Here is a 19,093-nt window from a genome sequence, read left to right as displayed (position 1 = left end):
TTTAAGTGAAAATTTGAAACGGAATACAACGGAACGCCCAAACAAAATAAAGCGAGCCTAACGGCGGTTTTGACATAACAATCAAAGCCGCCGTTTTCTTTTTCAAAAATAGGAATATGGAGGGTGTGTTAAAGTCGCCCTTGTTTAAGGATACGGCGGTATCAAGGGGGTATCGCCATGATGCTTTTGTATCGACATAATCCGACAACATTTTTATCAAAAAAAGCCCGCCCATCGCCACGGAATATTCGGGCTTCATGGATGATTACACACATCATTATAATACTGTTTATATTTCATTACTCCTTCTTCTGTTATCTGATATATAGAAACTTATTAGTTTGTGGCGGTAATTGGTGATATTAGGGAGTCGAGAAAATTAGGATCAAGAATTACTTTAAGAGATGAATTTCAAGGGTTTTTATTACACGGAAAAAATCTTGTAAATATTGTTCAGGAAATAAAAATGAGACTGTATCCTGTAGAAATTCGGTTTGGTATTGGTAAATAACGACAGAGATAAATACGGATATGGCATTGGGAGCAGATGGACCGGCATATTATTATGCCAGAAATGCAATAAATCTGTTAAAAGAAAAATAAGAAAGTGATTTCAGATATATATATTGAAGCCGAAAATAAAAAAGAAGTGATGCTGATAAATACAATTTTTGAATTAATAAAGGTTATTGAACAAGATTGGACAGAAAAACAAAGAGTTATTATTTGTGATATGATTGAAAATAAAGATACACAGAAAAATATTGCTATACGCAATGGAGTTACACAGCCATCTGTTAATAAGATGTTATCGAAAGAAAATTATTACGTATATGATAAAGCAGTCAGAAGTACGAGTGAAGTGTTAGGAGAATATATAAGATAATGAAAGAATTATTATGACAATTTTAATTTCGGTAGATCAGTATTCAGCGGTAGGATTAGTTCTTACAGCAAAATCCATTGCTCGTTATGATAAAATATCTAAAGATCAGATATTTGCAGAATACTACTTGCTGGGTACTTTGTTGAGTGCAATATGTTCAATTGTTGTTGCGACTTTGATATAAGCAAAAGGTATTTTTGTTTACCTATGATATAGTATGATAAAATTTGGTTATGGAACAACCGTGTTACAGGGTGGTTTGACCTTCATACATTTGATCAGTCATTAGCTATGCATAGAAAAACCACCCTTGAGAACTTTGGCAAGTAATAGGGTGGATTTTCTGCTTTTATTATTAGGTCAAACCGCTTTGAACGGTTGTTCCTTTTTCTGCTTAAAATATACCACTAATTTGAAAGTTTGTAAAGAATTCATTTTTGATGAAGATGAAACACAATACCTTAATTGATCATATAAATCATGTTAGAAATATCTTCAGAAGCCATCTGAAACTTCGACTTTTCAATTAGGATGTTTGTCCCTGTCATAATATAGGAGGGCATCAGTCGTATATTTTTATAGTAAATTTCGCTGTGGCGCAGTTTGTATGTTGAAACAGCAGGAATTGCATTCCTTTTCGTTGTTTTTTTAGCGATCATGTTCATTGCTTTTTTTGCCACATCCCCCATCAGCATGACTACCTGGACATTAGGAAATAAGGACAGCTCCTTCTCAAGAAAGGGCAGGCTTTCTTCGATCATGCTTCTTTCAACGGAAGTGTGAGATTTTGGTTTCTTTACTGCATTTGTAATATAGATCCCCAAGTCCAGCAGCTCTTTTGCTGTTTTCACTGCTATCCCTGCGTTGTGGAAAAGAGAAATAGCGGCAGAAAGATATTCTCCCTCCTGTTTTCCATAAAAATCGTTATCAGGATCTTGGGGAACGACTTCATTAATAAGTACAGCTTTGATATTCTCCGGGACAACATCAACGTCATTGAAATAAAAATTACTGCCCGAAGCATCTATGGTTTGCAAACTTTTTTTTATATTCATAATCCCGCTCCTTTGTGATGGTTTAGAGCTTTTTCACACCGCTCTATGATTTCTTCTTTTAAGCTTATCGGGTGTACAATTTCAACATTCTCTCCGAAAGATAATAACATTTCGTACAGCCATTCGTTCCGGGGCAGCGACGCCTTTACAACAATCTGTTTATCGTTTTGTATTATCGCCTCTTCACTGAAAATATCTAAAACTCTATGCCCCATGTTCAGTGGAAAGCGAAGTTCTATTTCGCATAATACTTCCATATCCTCAGGCAGCGGCAAAATTCTTGAACTGTCATCAGAAATTTCATCAAACATAATTTCTGTGAGCTCTAGCTTTCTCATTCTTGAGATACGGAATAATCTGTAATCTTTTCTTTTGCAGCAAAATCCAAACAAATACCACGACCTGTCTTTATACAATAATTTTATCGGACGGCACCGCCTTTCACTGATGTCTCCTTTGGAGTTATAATAACAAAATATAATTTCCTGTCTTTTTAAAACAGAGGTTTTCAGCAGAGAAAATATTTCGCTTTCTTTTTGAACGCAGGCTCCCCAGCGAGAAAAATCAATTTCAATCCAGTCTGTATTTGTCTGCTTAAAAAGAGCACGTAATTTTTCTAATGTACTTTCATGATCGGAATACCGGGCAGCGGATAAGCTTTGCAGACCGATTAAGATATCCTGAATATCAGACTCAGACAGCAAGGCTTTGCTGATTATAAAATCATCATACAGTTTAATACCGCCGTCCCTTCCGGCAGCGGCATATACTGGGATTCCTGCACTGCTCATTACATCAATATCGCGGTAAATGGTTCTCACAGATACTTCAAACTTTGAGGCCAGTTCAGGTGCAGTTGCCTGTCCTTTTTCCAACAGATAGTAAATAATTTTGAATAAGCGGCTTTCGTGCAATCGTTTCACCTCCTTGTCCCCTATTATATCAGAAAAACCCTGACAACGTGTGTCAGGATAAAAATGGATGTTGACAATATCAATGTCAGAGACTATAATAAATAAAAATGAGAAATGAAATGAGGTGTCTTGGTGTTACGGGTTTCTGGAATGAGCATTGCAGAAAAATAAAATATTGATCAGGAAGGACAGGTATGGATATGCCGGTCTGTCTTTTGTCAGCCTGCCTATAACTGCAGTCTGATCTGATATTTTGCCTTACGAACCCGTTTCATACGCTTTATATAGATGGAAAGAGATGTTGGAACATAGCTGTAATGCTGTGTTTTTTTATTATTTTAATTTAGACTTCTTTCGTCAGAAGATCACAGGGAATGTACCGGTTTCGGGGCAATGTATCTGTGATCTTTATTTTATTTCAAGAAAATGTAATTTTGATATTATAGGCATAATTCTGTCTTGACTGAGAAAGGAATCTACTGTGAAAGAAAGTAGAGGACAGCCAATAAAAGGCGCACTTTAATAAGCTGTCTAATGGCAGCGCAAAAAAGATTATTGTTTTAAAAAGCTAAGAAGCTAATTGCGATTCGGAAATTTTCCCTTCGCGTATAAGAAGTTTCATAGCCTGCTTGATTGCCTTTTCCTTTTGTTTTTCTTTCATAGGTTCTGGCATATCAATTTTAAATAAATCGGTCGGATTCCATGCTTCCCCAGTAGATAACATCTGATAGATAGCAGTGAGAATCATCCGGGCGATAGCAATAATGGCACGTTTTTTACCACGACGTTTCATGATGCGTTCATACTTTTGCTTGTAGTAAGGAGATTTATCAGATTTCACGGCTGCATGGGCAACTTGTACCAATGCAGGTTTGAGGTAGACACCGGCACGTGTTATCCTGACAGATTTCTTCTTACCAGCAGATTCATTGTTGCCGGGAGTGAGTCCCGCCCAACAGCATAAACGTTTGGAATTCGAAAACGGAGTCATATCGGTACCAATTTCAGAGATAACAGTGATTGCACTGTTACGATCAACACCTGGAATGGTACACAGTAACTGGACAGCATTTTCATATGGAGCAATCAAAGAATCAAGCATCGTGTCTATATCATTTATCGTAGATGTGATATAATCCAGATGTGCGCGGATGAGGCGCATACGATATTTTTGGGAATCAGTCATCTGATAGCCTTCGATGGATTCAATGACACTGTCAGACTTCTTCTTTAGGGAACGAAGCAGTCTGGAAGCTATTTCTTCGTGGTTGATGGAATTGTCAGGTTGTTCAATTAGGTAATCAATAACAGATGTAGCTGATTTCCCGAAGATATCGGAAACTACTGAATCTAATGCGACATTACAGACAGTGAGCGCATTCTGATATCTGTTCTTTTCACTGGTACGGCAGGAAGTCAGTTTGTAACGGTATCTTGTAAATTCACGCAGAATACGAATCGGCTTACAAGGGATATAACTTCCCGGAACCAGACCTAATCGAAACAAATCCCCAATCCATTTGGAATCTTTCGTATCATCTTTATTGCCTTTGACAGCTTTTACCCATTTAGGGTTAGCGATGGTGACGTTTATTTCGTCTTCTAAAAGGTTAAAGACGGGAATCCAGTATTTTCCGGTAGATTCCATACAGACATCGCGACATTGGTTTTTAACAAGCCATTCTTTGAATTGCAGAATAGAATTGTTAAAGGTGGAGAAACGCTTCTTTTGATACGAAGGTTCCACACCGGAAGTGGTTTTAATGATTGTGGCAACGAGAAAAGATTTGTGAACATCGACACCACAACAGGTTTGATAAACAACTTTCATAATCAAGAACTCCTTTCAAAATAAGATAAAGAAGCCATTGACTGTTCCACCACACATTTAACAGAGAAGTTAAAACAATTCTTACTGTACGGTCTTATAGAGCCCCTTATTTGTGCTTGAAAGATGGAACTTACACTGATTATTATGCTGTCTAAAACGAAGAAAGTCTTTACGACTTACCTCACCGTGCTTTGTAGTATAGCTTCTTTAAAAACTATTTTATCAGCAATGTGGAAAAGTGAAAGACTTTCATTACTATTTGTGCCGCCGACTTGGCGGCGGAATGGAGATTATTATGAAAAATGAATCATTAAAGACATTAGGTTATTATCAGATATTAGAGCAGCTCAAAGACTATGCATTTTCTGCGGGTGCAAAGGAACGGATCGGCCGGATGCGGCCTTTACTGTCTGAACTGAAACTGAGGAAGTATATAAATGACACATCCCAGGCCAAAGGAATGGTGGAGGCGTATGGAACACCACCTCTTCCGGCCATGGACCATATGGATGAATATATTAAAAAAGCAGCTGCGGGGGCATTGCTCCTGCCGGAAGAACTGGAAGAATTGTGTATGTTTTTAAATTCTGTCGGACGGCTGAAGATCTACCTTGGAAAAGGGGAGGATGAAAAAATCAGCCTGGCCTTTTATAATCAGAATTTAGAATCCCTGGATGACTTGAAAGAAGAGATCAGGCGATGTATCAGGAATGGAAGAGTAGATGACTATGCATCACCGTACCTGAAAGACATCCGAAAGCAGATTGTTTTGCTCAGTGAGAAAATCGGAGAGAAAGCTGAAAAAGCACTGAAGGCAAATAAAGCTTATATAAGCGATGCATTTGTTGTGAAGAGAAACGGAAGGTATTGTATTCCTGTACGTAAAAAATGCAGAAATATGGTTTTGGGAAGCGCAGTTGACCAGTCTTCCACCGGTGCCACTATATTTGTGGAGCCTGCTTCGGTTGCAGGGCTCAGAGAGGAACTGGAATTTTATCAGATTGAGGAGGATTCGGAAGAAAGAAGAATCCTTTACAGCCTGACGAGCCTGGCAGCCCAGAACGAGGAAGCTTTGAAAGAAGATATTCGCGTGATCGAAAAGCTTGACTTTATATTTGCCAAGGGACGCCTGAGTCTTCACATGGATGCAGTTGAACCTGAAATCAATACAGAGCATTATATCAGGCTGAAGAAAGCCAGGCATCCAATGCTGTCAGGAGATACCTGCGTGCCATTAGACTTTGAAATAGGCAGAGAAAACCGTGGAGTCATCATAACAGGACCAAATACAGGAGGAAAAACGGTTGCAATTAAGACTGTCGCCTTAATGAGCGCGATGGCATGCTCCGGGCTTCATGTTCCCTGTGAGCGTGCAGAGATCTGCATGCAAAATGAAATCCTCTGTGATATTGGGGACGGACAGAATATTTCTGATAACCTGTCTACCTTTTCAGCCCACATCAAGAATGTTCTGGAAATATTAAAAAGAAGTCAGAAAGACAGTCTTGTAATATTGGATGAACTCGGTTCTGGGACCGACCCGGCGGAAGGGATGGGAATTGCTGTGGCGATCCTTGAAGAATTGAGGAACAGCGGGGCATTATTCCTGGTGACTACTCATTATCCGGAAGTAAAAGAATACGCTGACCGGTATCCGGAAGTGGTGAATGCAAGAATGGAGTTTGACAGGGAAACTCTGAAGCCCTTGTACCGGCTGAAGGTAGGCGAGGCGGGAGAGAGCTGCGCCCTCTACATTGCAAAGCGGCTTGGTTTCCCGGGGAAAATGCTCAGTGCTGCAGCCAGAGAGGCGTACGGAGATAAAAGCGAGGCTGTCATAGACAGTTTGCAGCTAACAGATACACAGGAGAGACTGCGGAGGGAAAAAGCCCCGTCCATTCAAAAGACAGAGAAGAAAAAGGAAACTAAAATAAGAAAATTTGTTACCGGGGACAGTGTGACAGTCCTGCCGGAAGGAGAGATCGGGATTGTAGTGAAGCCTGCCGATGAAAACGGTCAGGTGTTGGTACAGATTAAGAAAGAAAAGAAGTTCTGCAGCCATAAACGCCTGAAACTAAAAGTAGCAGCAACAGAACTATATCCCGAGGACTATGATTTTTCCATTATTTTTGATACAGTAGAAAACAGAAAGGCAAGACATAAAATGGGGAAAGGCTTTCGGGAGGACCTGGTCATAAAGACAGACGAATAGAGAAAAGAACAGGAGGAATTGAAAATGACAGAGAAGGAAAAAGCGGCTTTGGGAATGCTTTATAATGCAAACTATGATACTGATTTAAAGGAAGAGAGACTTGATTGTCAGGAGCTGTGTGCAGAATATAACCGGCTGATGCCGAAGGAATTGGAAAAAAGGACAGAACTCATGAAGAGGATTCTGGGAAAAACAGAGGGAGAATTCACAGTGGAGCAGCCGTTTTTTTGTGACTACGGCTATAATATTGAAGTTGGTGAGAGGTGTTTTCTGAACTATAACTGTACTATTTTAGACGGAGCCAAAGTTACATTTGGACACGATGTCTTCGTTGCGCCTAATTGTTCCTTTTATACAGCGGGACACCCCTTTGATATTAAACAGAGAAATGAGGGGCTTGAATACGCTTATCCGATCCATATAGGCAGCAATGTCTGGATCGGAGGAAATGTGACAGTGCTTCCCGGGGTGTCTGTCGGTGACGGCACGGTTATTGCTGCCGGAAGTGTTGTGACCAAGGATCTGCCCGCCGGGGTGCTGGCGGCCGGAAATCCATGCAAAATCATTCGGATGCTGTCTGAATAACAGAAAGGAGAAGCGGCGGGAAATGTGGTGCATATGACAGGCCTTATATTACAGCTGGAATACAGTGCAAGGATCCTTCTTGCAGCAGTCTGCGGAGCCTGTATTGGTTATGAGCGGACCAACAGGCTGAAAACAGCAGGTATCAGGACTCATGTAATCGTATCATTGGCCGCCGCACTGATGATGATCATCTCCAAGTATGGATTCAGTGACATTCTCGCTGTCCACAACGTAGGACTGGATCCGTCAAGGATTGCGGCAGGTGTCGTAACCGCCATCGGTTTTCTGGGTGCAGGAATTATCTTTGTGCATAACCAGAGTGTCAGCGGACTGACCACAGCAGCGGGCATCTGGGCTACTGTAGGAGTCGGTATGTCCGTAGGAGGCGGGCAGTATTTGATCGGGATTTTCAGCACGATCCTTCTGATCATCGTACAGTGGGTCCTGCACAGGGATTTCAAATGGATCAGGACGCCTACGGTGGAAGTAATTACCCTGAAGCTGCCCAACGGTCCTGATGCCGTGAAGATGATCCAGGAAACGATCAGGGAGGAATCCATAGAGATCCTGAACATCTCAGTTCAGAAGATAGGGAATGAGAGCATCAAGGTCAGACTGGATGTGAAACTGACGGACAGCTTTGATATGTACGATGCGATCCAGCGGCTGCTTGAAAATGAAAATATTGAATCTATTGATATTTGAAGGAGAAAGGGCCGGAAAGGGATAAAAAGTCATTTTACAGGGGTATTTATCTGCTGATTGTCAGAAATTTATAAGAAATTTGAAGCTTTTTTTTCTATATTGTATGATACCCTAATAGAAAGAGATAGTGTCAAGTGATGTATGAAAAAGCTGAGCATAAAAAATAGGCTCAGATGAACCTTGAAACCTGTAGATATTGATAACGTTAAGCTCTCCGAGGGCTTAGGGCGCTGCCCTAAGTACCCGCAAGGGACTTGTCCCTTGACCTAATATCAGGCTTTGCCCGAACCCATCCTCGCCGGAAGGCAGGAAAAGGGCGCAGTTGCCCCTTTTCTGCTAAACAGGATAATCCGAGAACCCTTATGTCAAGCAACTTTCGCGGCATATCCTTGTGCGGTGCACTGTGGTATTCCACGGTTTGCGTGACAACGGTTCCGCTCCTTTTAGGCTGTGGTCCGGTTTTGAAGATTCAGGATCGTCTGTTGACCAAGGAATATAAGAAGCTGCCACTTGCCGGGCATGTTTTCGGCTCCTTTTAGCAGTTCCACCTCATTTAGGACTTTATATCCTGTGTGTTTGTGAGGACGAAGGAAATTGTAGTAAGCAACCCATAGAGCAAGGTCATAGTTGGCGCCGTCGATGTTGTCAAAGCCGTTCGTAGGTCTGTAAGAGACCTTGTATGTACGATTGAGCCTTTCAATCATCTGCTTGTATGGTCGGAATTCTTTTGACACTTCATCGTCGTTGGTAAGTCCAATTACCTGAGTGATGCTGAACTTAAATTTATCACCAAACTCATGGAAGAACTGCTGGGCAGCTAATGGATAGGCACTGTATCCATCCGCAATAAATTTAAAGTTTTTCGGAAGCTCTTTTAGATTTCGGAAAGCCATTCTCATCGCAAGGATACAGGGACCAACACCGCGATTATCAGAGATCCGGTATCCAATGATGGAACGTTTTGCAGCATCCATAATGAACCAGACGTAAGCTTTAAGACCACGGATTTTGATATAGGTTTCATCAGCCGTGAAGACGGATTCGGTGCCATAATCGTAATGATCGACAAAGGGTTTGATGCAAAGAGCTGCGGATTTACAGTAGTTGGCAATGCTCTGATGAGAGATAGTGATACCGTAAAGGTCATGGAGCGCCTGCTTAGTTTTCCTGAGAGAAAGTCCAAGATTCACATGCATAGTCAGACATAGAGACATGGTGTGGGAATCAAACTTGGTGAATTTGAGAGAAGAGGCATTCTTTGGGAGAGAGTTTAAATCCATCCGAAAGAAATCTATCGTGAATTCACGGTAGATGTAGTGAAGCTTATATTTATTTTTACCGTAATCCTCATTCAGATGCTTTTTATCAACTTTTTTCAGGTTGTGCAGATAGTAAGGACACTTAGGATTTACGCATTTATGAATAATAAAGTGTTTACGGTCTTTCTTGTGTTCAAGATTGCGGTTGCAGTGAGGACACTTTAACACGGTAGTTTTGGAAAAACGGTTATCTTTGGTTGGAGAAAAATGTGTCTGGCAGACCTTGCACAGCACTTGGGATTTTCGTTTCCCATCGTTCCACGTGAGATAGTCAACCGGCGCACCGCAAACAGGACAGTGACAGGATTTGGGGATATCACATTCCACGCGTCTGAACACAGGCTTAATGGATTTATGGTAACGCCGCTGATAGTAAGAGATGAGATCCTTCCAGTTCCATTCCTGTTTATAGGAAATGAATTTGGGGAGCTGATCAATTTTAAATTTTTGATATTTCGGAGAATGGGAATCATCGAAAGCCCACTGCTTAAGTGGGATGTATCTACAGATAAAGTTAATAAGCCAGCAAAGTTGTTTATGTTGGTATTGAATAAGTTGAAGTAAATAAAGTATAATGTCCATGAGCAATGAACTCCTTTCGTATTATGTTTGGTTGTGGTAACTACATTATACTTCAAAAAGGGAGGTCATTGCTCTTTTTATTGCAAACTCCCATAAAATCAAGGTTAAAACAATAAGACAGGTAGTAAAACTTGACACTACCTAGAAAGAAAAGGGGGTGGTTTTATGAGAAACCATAGGAACAGGAAGCTTCGGGATGGAATATTTAACGGCGTCTTTATTTTTTATCTGGCATTTCTGCTGGAAAATATTCTGTTTAAATATGTACAGCCGTGGCAGCTATTTCAGCATGGAAGATACTTTTCAAGATCTTTAAATTTAGTTCCGTTTCGGCAAATCATTGGTTCTTCAGGAATCGGTGACCTGAATATTTATGGGAATATCATTTTATTTGTCCCGCTGGGAATTTATCTGATGTTCTTTATAAAAAGAAGAAAAGCGGTCAAAAGTCTGCTGGCAGTCTTTGGCATCAGTTTGTTCTTTGAAGCTTTTCAGTATGCAGCAGCCATCGGAGCCACAGATATTGACGATATTATTTTAAACTGTGCCGGAGGAATTTTGGGAGTTATATGCTATAAAGTTCTGCTTTTTGTCTGCATGGGAAAGGAAGAGAAGGCAAAGACTTTGATTGCCTGTATTGCGGCCGTGGTCGGAATGATCACCGCAGTTCTTACAGGCTTGCTTATTGCCTTTAATTAAGGCTTTACAAGATATAAAAGATATTTTATACTCTAAATAAGAAAAAGAAATGAGGTGTGGAAGGATGATGATTATTTCTTGCTAAAATTAAAACGGCATAAGATGAGAAGGAGGTTTCCTTCTGGTTTTATGCGCTCTGCAAGAAAGATCATCCGAACTGCTTCTATATAGATTGATATTAGTGTACGCTTGGCGTGCGTGATATTTTTGTATGCGAACCTGCGGGGAGAGTCTTTCCTGCGGGTTTTTTGTTTTGTTAAAGATCTTATCACGGTCAGGAGGTACATTTATGTCTATGATTCAAATTTCAGATTTAACGTTTTCATATGATACCAGTTTTGATTATATCTTTGAGCATGTCTCATTTCAAATTGATACGGACTGGAAGCTTGGATTTACGGGAAGAAATGGAAGGGGGAAAACCACATTTTTAAAATTATTGATGGGAGAGTATGAGTATAGGGGCTCTATTGCGGCGAGTGTAAAATTTGATTATTTTCCGTATCCGGTAAAGGACCCGACGGCGCTCACAGTGGATGTGCTGGAGTCTGTGGACCCGCAATATGAACTTTGGAAGGTCATGAAAGAGATGTCACAGCTGGGTGTTCCGGATGAAGTCCTGTACCGTCCATTCCAAACGTTATCAAACGGAGAGCAGACGAAAGTGCTGCTGGCTGTTTTGTTTGGCAAAGAAAACAATTTTCTGCTGATCGATGAGCCTACCAATCACCTGGATGCCGAGGCCAGAAGAAAGGTAGGAGCGTATTTAAACTCCAAGAAAGGATTTATTCTTGTATCCCATGACCGGGCGTTTCTGGATGAGTGTACGGATCACGTTTTATCTGTGAACAGAACGGAGATCGAGGTGCAGAAGGGAAATTTTTCTTCCTGGTATGAAAATAAGCTTCTCAGAGACCAGTATGAACTCTCGGAAAATGAGAAACTGAAAAAGGAGATCGGAAGGCTTTTAAAATCTCAGAGAAGGACTGAGGGATGGTCAGATCAGGTGGAAAAGACAAAAAGGGGCACCAGAAACTCCGGCCTTCGTCCGGACAGGGGATTCATCGGCCATAAGGCGGCAAAAATGATGAAGCGGTCAAAGGCGGCAGAGACAAGAAAGGAAGATGCAGTCAAAGAGAAATCAAAGCTGTTAAAGAATATCGAGACTTCGGAAGCCTTAAAAATATCTCCTCTGGAACACCATGCGAAACGGCTGGCAGTATTGGAGGATGTGTCAATTTCCTATGGAAGCAAAATTGTAACCGAAAATCTGTCCTTTGACATTGAGAAAGGGGACAGGATTGCCCTGGTTGGGAAAAATGGCTGCGGAAAATCCAGTGTGCTGAAACTTTTGCTTGGAAAGGCGGTGGATCACGAAGGTTATCTTTATAAAGCCAATGGTCTGAGAATATCTTATGTGCCCCAGAACACGGACGGATTGAAGGGGGATCTCAGAGAGTATGCATATAACTGCGGTATTGATGAGAGTCTGTTTAAGACCATCTTGAGAAAGCTGGATTTTTCCAGGATTCAGTTTGAGAAAAAAATAGAGGAATTCAGCGAGGGACAGAAAAAGAAGGTGCTGATCGCAGGAAGTCTGTGTGAGCAGGCACATCTGTATTTGTGGGATGAACCCTTGAACTATATTGATGTGTTTTCCAGGATACAGATTGAGGAATTGCTGAAAAACAGCGGAATAACCCTTTTATTTGTGGAGCATGACCTGGCATTCTGCAATCAGATTAAAACAAAAGAAATTTTAATGCAATAAAACAGTGCTCAGAATGAAGCCTCCTTCAAATGGAAATAATAATTCCATAAGAGAAGGAGGCTTTTATGATTCGCTGGATAGAAAAAAAATTTAAATTAAGAGAGCATCATACAGATATCAGAACAGAATTCCTGGCAGGTATCACAGTCTTTATTACCATGGCCTATGCCCTGGCTACGGTGCCCAACATGCTGGAAGCCACGGGAGTGGATAAGCACGTGATGATGACGGTTATGGTACTGCTCATCGCCGCTGCGACACTGGCGATGGCACTTTATACGAACCGGCCCTTTGCCCTGGCACCGGGACTCAGCAGTGCAGGGATTGTGGCTGCTATGATAAGCGCCGATCACGTACCGGTAAGGATTGCAGGAGGCATTGTTTTCTGGAGTGGTCTGCTGTTTCTCGCCATTACATTTTTGGGTCTCAGGGAGGCGATCGTAAGAGCTGTCCCTGCCAGTTTAAAATATGCGGTCAGCGCTGGTATCGGTATTTTCATTGCTCTGATCGGAGCAAGGGGAGCGGGTATTATTGCGGCGAATGAGGCAAAAAACAGCCTTGTATTTGAAAACCCTGGATCGCCGGAGGTGATTACGGCAGTGTTTGGATTTGTCATTCTCCTGATTCTGAGGGCAAAGCGTGTGCCTGGAGATATGGTTCTGTCTATACTGGCGGCTGCCATAGCCGGAATACCGCTGGGAGTGACGAAACTGCCTGAAAAGATTATTTCCATGCCGGCTTCTGTCGGGGGACAGCTGTTTCAGATTGATATCCTTGGAGCGCTTCAGGTGTTCTATCTTCCGTTTCTTTTAGCCCTGTTTGTTCCGGATTTCTTTGCCACCGTGGGGACAATCCTTGGGGTTGGTGCACGCGCGGGTTACCTGGATGAGAACGGGAACTTTGACGGCATTGATCAGTGTTTCCAGGTAGATGCGGCTGCAACGAGTCTGGGAGCACTGTTTGGAATGCCGGGCATGACCACTTATCTGGAATCTTCTGCGGGTATCGAGTCCGGGGGAAAGACGGGACTGACCGTAGTGTTTACGAGCATATGCTTTCTGTTTGCACTGTTTTTTGCCCCGGTGGCCCTCATCATACCTTCTGCGGCTACGGCCCCGGTGCTGGTCTATATCGGCATCAGCATGCTGGAGGCCATGAGCCATATTAAGTATGATGATGTGACGGAGAGTATGCCGTCCTTTATGTGCGTGGTTTTCACAGTTCTGGCCGGAAATATCGCAAACGGGATCTGCACCGCCATTCTGACGTATCTGGTCATGAAAACGGCGGGAGGGAAAACAAAAGAGATACATCCGTTCATGTATCTCTTAGGTGCGGTGAGTTTGCTTTACTTTTATACGCTGTTTTGACGAAAAATATTTTAGCGTTTCCTGCGGAATTCTGTATATGAGTATACAAACGGTGTGATGACCATGACCGCCAGGACTGTCAAAAAGACAGGCACCTGAAACGATTCGGGTGCAAGAGCGGTGAGTGTGACTGTCAGTCCTCCCAGTACCCATATTTTTGCGGCCAGCCGGTGCGTCAGAAACCAGTTTTGTTCATCGGCCAGGGTCCATGGGGTTCGGATGCCAATAAAATAATTATGTTTTGTTTTGGGCAGCAGGTTTCCAAGAAAAATAAATAAGCTGCCCATGCCCAGACAGAAGATCAGGTTGACATCAAAATCAATTTTAAAGGCTGACGCAATCGTCATGATCTGGACAACGAAGAATACCAGGCCTATGACGAAGGTGTACCGGTGATATTCTTTCTGAAATTTATCATAGTTTTCAGAATTGGGATCTGTACGCCGCATAAACTGAAAAAGTATGGTGATCAAAAAGATGACAGCCGGAAATATAAAGATCGTAAATTTGGGAGCGTAACGGTCGATGGCTCCATGTGTGTTCCAATGGGCAGGGATCTGTTCGGGCAGGGAAGAGAATACTGCCAGAGAAAGCAGCAGGGAGACCGCTGTCAGTAAAATACTTGATCTGGATTGTTTCATTTATATGTCCTCCTTAAAGCTTTGAAACCAGTGAATCACTTCTTCAAATACAGAGAGATTCAATTCATAATAAATATATTTTCCTTGTTTCTTGTCGGTTATGAGATTTGCCTGTTTTAAAATGTTCAGATGATGGGAAATCGATGCTCCTGTCATATCGAAATGACTGCATATTTCTCCGGCCGGCATGGAACCGTCTTTCAGCAAGTCTAAAATTTCACGTCTGGTGGAATCCGACAATGCTTTGAATGTTTCCTGAAAACCCACAGTTCCTCCTTTCTGATACATTTAGAAGTTTATCTAAATGTATTGTACCATTCTGCTCATATAAAAGCAAGAACATTTAGAAGAATATCTAAATGAAGTGTGAAAGTTAGAAAATCTTACCTTCCGGAGACAGCAAGCCGCAGAACTGGTGAAAATGTCATGCAATATCATCCAAGATTTTCTCAACACATTTATGTTACACTTAGTATTATGAAAGAAATAAGAGAAATATTTTATGACGAACAATTAAAGATTGAAGCCTATGGCTTTTACGGACTCAAACAGAAGTTTCCTAATCATTTTCACGATCATTACGTGATCGGATGCATTGAGAGCGGTATGCGGAAAGTGACTTGCCGGGGAGAAGAATTTCTTATTGAACCAGGAGACCTGCTGTTTTTTAATTACAGGGAGAACCATGCATGCGAGCAGGTGGGGGATTACCCTCTGAACTGCAGATTTATTAATATCAAGAGAGAAAGGATGAAAGAAATTGCAGAAGAGATCACGGGAAAGTATGAATATCCCGAGTTTGAAAGACCGGTGATCCGGAAGTGTTCAAAATCTGAGCTTCTCCGGGAAGTGTACCGGATGGTGGCAGTGGGGAATCAGGAGTTTGAAAAGGAGGAGTTATTTTATCTTCTCATGGAGCAGCTGCTCTCCGAGTATGCGGTATTTGAACAGAAGAAAGTACAGGTGCCTGACACAGAACGGCTCAATGCTGTATGCAGTTATATGAAGGGGCATTACAGTGAGAACGTTTCACTGGAACAGCTCTGTAAGATTGCAGGCGTCAGCAGATACAGCCTGATCCGGTATTTTACAAAGTATAAAAAGATTACACCGTACCAATACCTGGAATCCATCAGGGTAAACCGGGCCAAATTATATTTGGAGGAGGGAACAGAGCCGGCAGAGGCGGCGGCTCTGACCGGATTCTCAGATCAGAGCCATTTTACAAATTTCTTTAAGCGGCTGTTTGGCCTGACACCGGCACAATATCAGAGAATTTTTACAGAAAAGAAAGGTTATTAACTATGGAAGACAAAAAATACATACAGGGTCATTTGTTTGCACTGGCTACTATTTTTTTATGGGGCACAACGTTTATCTCCACGAAGATTCTGCTCAGGCAGTTTCAGCCGATTGAGATTTTATTTTTCCGTTTCCTTCTGGGCTTCTTGGTGCTGATTCTTATTTATCCAAAGAGGCTGAAGACAGAAGGCTGGAGGGAAGAAAAATATTTTATGGCAGCCGGCCTGTGCGGGATCACCCTGTACTATTTATTTGAAAATATTGCCCTCACATACACGATGGCTTCCAATGTGGGGGTTATTATTTCCGTATCGCCGTTTTTTACGGCACTCCTGGCAAGAGTGGTGACGGGAGAAAAGTCTCTTGGAAGACGTTTTTTTCTTGGATTTTTGCTGGCCATGTGCGGTATTTGCCTGATCTCTTTCGGCGGCACAGCGCTGCATCTGAGCCCAAAAGGGGATTTTCTGGCAGTGCTTGCAGCCTTCGTATGGGCGGCTTATTCCATGCTGACAAAAAAAATCGGAAACTTCGGACACAATATCATGCAGTCCACAAGGCGCTGCTTTGCATGGGGACTTTTGTTCATGTCTCCGGTTCTGCTGTTTACGGATATTTCCTTGGGGAGACAGAGATTTGCTGATCCTTTAAATCTTGGGAACCTTCTGTTCCTTGGGATAGGCGCCTCAGCCATCTGCTTCGTCACCTGGAATACGGCAGTGAAAAGGCTGGGTGCAGTAAAAACTACTGTTTATATCTATATGGTTCCGGTGGTGACCATCATTACATCGGTCCTGATCCTTGGTGAAGAACTGACGGTCAGGGCGGCGTGCGGTGCTTTTTTGACGATCGCGGGCCTGTTTTTATCAGTGGAAAAGAAGAAAAAGAGTGAAAAGTGTGACTTACTCACAGAAGTATTATAGAAAAGCGATATAATGGACTCAGATAGTTAATGATGATTTAGAAAAGGAGTGACCATTATGTCAGTTTTAAAAATAACAACAGCAAATTTTGACGAGGAAGTATTAAACGCAAAGGAGCCGGTTCTGATCGATTTTTGGGCAGCCTGGTGTGGGCCGTGCAGGATGATGTCGCCGGTTGTGGATGAGATCGCGGAAGAACTTTCCGGAGTGAAGGTCGGAAAGATCAATGTGGATGAGGAACAGGAACTGGCCGTAGGATTCCGTGTCATGTCCATTCCTACACTTTTGATTTTTAAGAATGGAAAAATAGAAAAGAGCTTTGTGGGAGCAAGGGATAAAAAAGAAATCGTCGATGCTCTGAAAATGCAGGAGACAGAATAAGATGCCGAGGGAATGTGTTATAATAAGAAGCAAAGACAGTAAAGTAAAAGAAAGGGGTTTTCCTTATGAAAATTTATGATTTGATTATCATCGGCGCAGGACCTGCAGGAATGTCCGCAGCCATTTACGCCAAGAGAGCTATGCTTGAAGTTTTGGTTTTAGAAAAAGAAGCCATGTCAGGAGGACAGATCGTACAGACCTATGAAGTCGATAATTATCCCGGACTTCCAAAGATGACGGGAATGGATCTGGGAGACCAGTTCTATAACCATGCATCTGACCTGGGAGCAGAAGTCAGGACAGGAGAAGTCTCAGAGATCAGGCATGATCAGCCGATCAAAGAGATTGTTTTAAAAAACGGTGAAGTTCTGAAGACCAAAACGGTTATGCTTGCCACAGGGGCTACTCACAGAAAGCTGGGTGTCCCGGGAGAGGAAGAACTCACCGGTCTGGGAGTTTCTTATTGTGCAACCTGTGACGGAGCGTTTTTCAGGAACAAAACTGTGGCAGTCGTAGGCGGCGGTGATGTCGCTCTGGAAGATGCATTGTTCCTGAGCAGAATATGTGAGAAAGTATATCTGATTCACAGGAGAGATGAATTCAGGGGCGCAAAGATTCTTCGGGATCAGGTGACGAGAAACGACAAAATACAAGTAATCTGGAATACGGTTGTGACGAGAATTGCCGGAAATGAGAGGGTTGAATCTATTTCCATCAAAGATGTGCATAACGATGTGGATAAGTCGCTGAAAGTCGATGGAATTTTTATCGCCGTAGGCACGGCTCCGCAGAGCACGCTCTTAAAAGATGAGCTTAAAACGGACGAAAGAGGCTACATTGTAGCCGGGGAAGACGGAGTGACAAATATTCCAGGAATTTTTGTAGGTGGGGACCAGAGGACCAAAAATCTGCGCCAAGTGGTGACTGCTGCCGCAGATGGGGCAAATTGTGTGGTGTCAGTGGAGAGTTACCTCCAAAAGTTAGAATTGCCAGACAATTAACAAAACAGGCAAAAAACTTAAAAATCAAGTGTAAAAGTCTGTTTTGTCATATTTGTATAAGAGTCGTATTTTCAAGTATCAAATCGAAAAATACAGAAAAAAAACATCACATTTTATCCACAGTACAAAATCACAGTTCTCCGCGATAATACAGTTATACACAAAGTTATCCACATTATCCACAGCCGATTAAGGTCGAATTGTGGAAATGAAATTCGACAAAATGAAACATTTGTTTTGTGTAGATTTTATAAAAAGATTTGTTTTCAATGGAAAAGCTATATGATATAATAATTAGTATCAAATAGTAAAGGAGTTGGAAGCCATGAATTTCATTATTAGCGGTAAGAACATCGAAGTAACAGAAGGAATCAGGGCAGCAATAGAAGAGAAATTAGGCAGGCTTGACAAGTACCTGGCTGATGACATTGACATCATCGTTACCTTGAGCGTTCAAAAAGAGAGACAAAAGATTGAAGTAACAATTCCTATGAAGGGGCACATTATACGTGCAGAACAAGACAGTGCGGATATGTATGTATCCATTGATTTGGTAATTGATATTCTCGAACGTCAGATCAGAAGATATAAAACCCGTTTGATGAGTAAAAAATATGAAGGTGCAGGACTGAAACAGGAATTCATCGACAAGGACGAGGATGTGGACGATGATGAGATCCGCATCATCAGGAGCAAGAAGTTTGCGATCAAGCCGATGGATGTGGAAGAGGCATGTATCCAGATGGATCTTTTGGGACACAATTTCTTCGTATTCCGTAACGCCGATACTTTTGAAGTAAACGTAGTATATAAAAGAAAGGGCAATACATACGGACTGATCGAACCGGAATTTTAGGAATAAGGATTTTTTCAGGAGGCTTCGGCCTCCTTTTTGTTTACGGTAAAAATAACGTTGTTTGCG

At 42.0% G+C, this 19,093-nt stretch carries 20 protein-coding genes; 13 read left to right on the top strand and 7 right to left on the bottom strand.

What is annotated here, in order from left to right; genetic code table 11:
- Position 1 precedes the first annotated feature (1 nt).
- Positions 2-259 (bottom strand): hypothetical protein, encoded by a 258-nt coding sequence (locus tag P8F77_RS16305; RefSeq protein ID WP_347256193.1) that lies wholly within the window; start codon positions 257-259, stop codon positions 2-4.
- A gap of 348 nt (positions 260-607) precedes the next feature.
- On the opposite strand from P8F77_RS16305, the gene P8F77_RS16300 reads away from it, so the two are divergent.
- The gene (locus tag P8F77_RS16300) at positions 608-886 is read left to right on the top strand and encodes a hypothetical protein (RefSeq protein ID WP_347256192.1); all 279 of its coding nucleotides are present in this window, start codon (positions 608-610) and stop codon (positions 884-886) included.
- Between the two features lie 13 nt (positions 887-899).
- The gene (locus P8F77_RS16295) at positions 900-1,070 is read left to right on the top strand and encodes a hypothetical protein (protein WP_186992527.1); all 171 of its coding nucleotides are present in this window, start codon (positions 900-902) and stop codon (positions 1,068-1,070) included.
- A gap of 277 nt (positions 1,071-1,347) precedes the next feature.
- Here the strand turns inward: P8F77_RS16295 and P8F77_RS16290 are convergent, their stop codons facing one another.
- From P8F77_RS16290 to P8F77_RS16280, 3 genes are all read right to left on the bottom strand, one after another.
- Complete coding sequence (locus P8F77_RS16290) at positions 1,348-1,941, bottom strand: uracil-DNA glycosylase family protein (protein WP_024729387.1); 594 nt, start codon at positions 1,939-1,941, stop codon at positions 1,348-1,350.
- Entirely contained in the window at positions 1,938-2,864 is a 927-nt protein-coding gene (locus P8F77_RS16285; RefSeq protein WP_235824642.1) for a YafY family protein, read from the bottom strand. The genes P8F77_RS16290 and P8F77_RS16285 overlap by 4 nt, the downstream gene beginning before the upstream one ends.
- 559 nt (positions 2,865-3,423) lie before the next feature.
- The gene (locus P8F77_RS16280; RefSeq protein WP_148460424.1) at positions 3,424-4,686 is read right to left on the bottom strand and encodes an IS110 family transposase; all 1,263 of its coding nucleotides are present in this window, start codon (positions 4,684-4,686) and stop codon (positions 3,424-3,426) included.
- A 295-nt stretch (positions 4,687-4,981) separates the two neighbouring features.
- Here P8F77_RS16280 and P8F77_RS16275 point away from each other — a divergent pair, with 295 nt between their 5' ends.
- Genes P8F77_RS16275 through P8F77_RS16265 form a run of 3 tightly spaced genes read left to right on the top strand, consistent with a single transcriptional unit; the run spans position 4,982 to position 8,185 of the window.
- Positions 4,982-6,895 (top strand): DNA mismatch repair protein MutS, encoded by a 1,914-nt coding sequence (locus P8F77_RS16275; RefSeq protein ID WP_287520542.1) that lies wholly within the window; start codon positions 4,982-4,984, stop codon positions 6,893-6,895.
- A 24-nt stretch (positions 6,896-6,919) separates the two neighbouring features.
- A complete protein-coding gene (locus P8F77_RS16270) occupies positions 6,920-7,480 on the top strand; it encodes a sugar O-acetyltransferase (protein ID WP_024729390.1) in 561 nt (186 codons plus the stop codon).
- A 33-nt stretch (positions 7,481-7,513) separates the two neighbouring features.
- A complete protein-coding gene (locus P8F77_RS16265) occupies positions 7,514-8,185 on the top strand; it encodes an MgtC/SapB family protein (RefSeq protein ID WP_207727577.1) in 672 nt (223 codons plus the stop codon).
- 443 nt (positions 8,186-8,628) lie between these two features.
- Here P8F77_RS16265 and P8F77_RS16260 read toward each other — a convergent pair whose 3' ends face one another.
- Positions 8,629-10,086: a DDE-type integrase/transposase/recombinase gene (locus P8F77_RS16260; protein WP_270601766.1), complete on the bottom strand. Its 1,458-nt coding sequence runs from the start codon at positions 10,084-10,086 to the stop codon at positions 8,629-8,631.
- Between the two features lie 165 nt (positions 10,087-10,251).
- Here P8F77_RS16260 and P8F77_RS16255 point away from each other — a divergent pair, with 165 nt between their 5' ends.
- From P8F77_RS16255 to P8F77_RS16245, 3 genes are all read left to right on the top strand, one after another.
- Positions 10,252-10,785 (top strand): VanZ family protein, encoded by a 534-nt coding sequence (locus tag P8F77_RS16255; RefSeq protein WP_287519683.1) that lies wholly within the window; start codon positions 10,252-10,254, stop codon positions 10,783-10,785.
- Between the two features lie 289 nt (positions 10,786-11,074).
- Positions 11,075-12,556: a ribosomal protection-like ABC-F family protein gene (abc-f, locus tag P8F77_RS16250; RefSeq protein ID WP_024729393.1), complete on the top strand. Its 1,482-nt coding sequence runs from the start codon at positions 11,075-11,077 to the stop codon at positions 12,554-12,556.
- Between the two features lie 65 nt (positions 12,557-12,621).
- Positions 12,622-13,926, top strand: coding sequence for an NCS2 family permease (locus P8F77_RS16245; RefSeq protein ID WP_095142970.1), 1,305 nt, complete (start codon positions 12,622-12,624; stop codon positions 13,924-13,926).
- A gap of 11 nt (positions 13,927-13,937) precedes the next feature.
- Here P8F77_RS16245 and P8F77_RS16240 read toward each other — a convergent pair whose 3' ends face one another.
- On the bottom strand, positions 13,938-14,567 hold the full coding sequence (locus tag P8F77_RS16240; RefSeq protein ID WP_024729395.1) for an SdpI family protein: 630 nt from the start codon (positions 14,565-14,567) through the stop codon (positions 13,938-13,940).
- Positions 14,568-14,834, bottom strand: a complete 267-nt coding sequence (locus tag P8F77_RS16235; RefSeq protein ID WP_024729396.1) for an autorepressor SdpR family transcription factor — start codon at positions 14,832-14,834, stop codon at positions 14,568-14,570.
- Between the two features lie 210 nt (positions 14,835-15,044).
- Here P8F77_RS16235 and P8F77_RS16230 point away from each other — a divergent pair, with 210 nt between their 5' ends.
- From P8F77_RS16230 to raiA, 5 genes are all read left to right on the top strand, one after another.
- Positions 15,045-15,869, top strand: a complete 825-nt coding sequence (locus P8F77_RS16230) for an AraC family transcriptional regulator (protein WP_034550763.1) — start codon at positions 15,045-15,047, stop codon at positions 15,867-15,869.
- 2 nt (positions 15,870-15,871) lie between these two features.
- Complete coding sequence (locus P8F77_RS16225) at positions 15,872-16,789, top strand: DMT family transporter (protein ID WP_024729398.1); 918 nt, start codon at positions 15,872-15,874, stop codon at positions 16,787-16,789.
- 57 nt (positions 16,790-16,846) lie between these two features.
- Positions 16,847-17,170 carry a thioredoxin gene (trxA, locus tag P8F77_RS16220; RefSeq protein WP_024729399.1) on the top strand — a complete coding sequence of 108 codons (324 nt, stop codon included), beginning with the start codon at positions 16,847-16,849 and terminating at the stop codon, positions 17,168-17,170.
- A gap of 65 nt (positions 17,171-17,235) precedes the next feature.
- Positions 17,236-18,171: a thioredoxin-disulfide reductase gene (gene trxB / locus P8F77_RS16215; RefSeq protein WP_024729400.1), complete on the top strand. Its 936-nt coding sequence runs from the start codon at positions 17,236-17,238 to the stop codon at positions 18,169-18,171.
- A 325-nt stretch (positions 18,172-18,496) separates the two neighbouring features.
- Positions 18,497-19,027, top strand: a complete 531-nt coding sequence (gene raiA, locus P8F77_RS16210; RefSeq protein WP_024729401.1) for a ribosome-associated translation inhibitor RaiA — start codon at positions 18,497-18,499, stop codon at positions 19,025-19,027.
- The last annotated feature ends 66 nt before the right edge of the window (positions 19,028-19,093 follow it).

Origin of the sequence: Anaerostipes sp. PC18 (assembly GCF_039789045.1) — a bacterium.
Lineage (GTDB): Bacteria > Bacillota > Clostridia > Lachnospirales > Lachnospiraceae > Anaerostipes > Anaerostipes hominis.
Note: the sequence above shows the minus strand (reverse complement) of the source record. Positions and strands in the feature narration are given on the sequence as shown.

Excerpts from the sequence above, each read along its gene's own strand:
- raiA (WP_024729401.1), top strand. The coding sequence starts at position 18,497 with ATGAATTTCATTATTAGCGGTAAGAACATCGAAGTAACAGAAGGAATC.
- P8F77_RS16275 (WP_287520542.1), top strand. The coding sequence starts at position 4,982 with ATGAAAAATGAATCATTAAAGACATTAGGTTATTATCAGATATTAGAG.
- P8F77_RS16255 (WP_287519683.1), top strand. The coding sequence starts at position 10,252 with ATGAGAAACCATAGGAACAGGAAGCTTCGGGATGGAATATTTAACGGC.
- P8F77_RS16290 (WP_024729387.1), bottom strand. The coding sequence starts at position 1,941 with ATGAATATAAAAAAAAGTTTGCAAACCATAGATGCTTCGGGCAGTAAT.
- P8F77_RS16225 (WP_024729398.1), top strand. The coding sequence starts at position 15,872 with ATGGAAGACAAAAAATACATACAGGGTCATTTGTTTGCACTGGCTACT.
- trxB (WP_024729400.1), top strand. The coding sequence starts at position 17,236 with ATGAAAATTTATGATTTGATTATCATCGGCGCAGGACCTGCAGGAATG.
- abc-f (WP_024729393.1), top strand. The coding sequence starts at position 11,075 with ATGTCTATGATTCAAATTTCAGATTTAACGTTTTCATATGATACCAGT.
- P8F77_RS16265 (WP_207727577.1), top strand. The coding sequence starts at position 7,514 with ATGACAGGCCTTATATTACAGCTGGAATACAGTGCAAGGATCCTTCTT.
- P8F77_RS16270 (WP_024729390.1), top strand. The coding sequence starts at position 6,920 with ATGACAGAGAAGGAAAAAGCGGCTTTGGGAATGCTTTATAATGCAAAC.
- P8F77_RS16240 (WP_024729395.1), bottom strand. The coding sequence starts at position 14,567 with ATGAAACAATCCAGATCAAGTATTTTACTGACAGCGGTCTCCCTGCTG.
- P8F77_RS16230 (WP_034550763.1), top strand. The coding sequence starts at position 15,045 with ATGAAAGAAATAAGAGAAATATTTTATGACGAACAATTAAAGATTGAA.
- P8F77_RS16280 (WP_148460424.1), bottom strand. The coding sequence starts at position 4,686 with ATGAAAGTTGTTTATCAAACCTGTTGTGGTGTCGATGTTCACAAATCT.
- trxA (WP_024729399.1), top strand. The coding sequence starts at position 16,847 with ATGTCAGTTTTAAAAATAACAACAGCAAATTTTGACGAGGAAGTATTA.
- P8F77_RS16260 (WP_270601766.1), bottom strand. The coding sequence starts at position 10,086 with ATGGACATTATACTTTATTTACTTCAACTTATTCAATACCAACATAAA.
- P8F77_RS16305 (WP_347256193.1), bottom strand. The coding sequence starts at position 259 with ATGAAGCCCGAATATTCCGTGGCGATGGGCGGGCTTTTTTTGATAAAA.
- P8F77_RS16295 (WP_186992527.1), top strand. The coding sequence starts at position 900 with ATGACAATTTTAATTTCGGTAGATCAGTATTCAGCGGTAGGATTAGTT.
- P8F77_RS16245 (WP_095142970.1), top strand. The coding sequence starts at position 12,622 with ATGATTCGCTGGATAGAAAAAAAATTTAAATTAAGAGAGCATCATACA.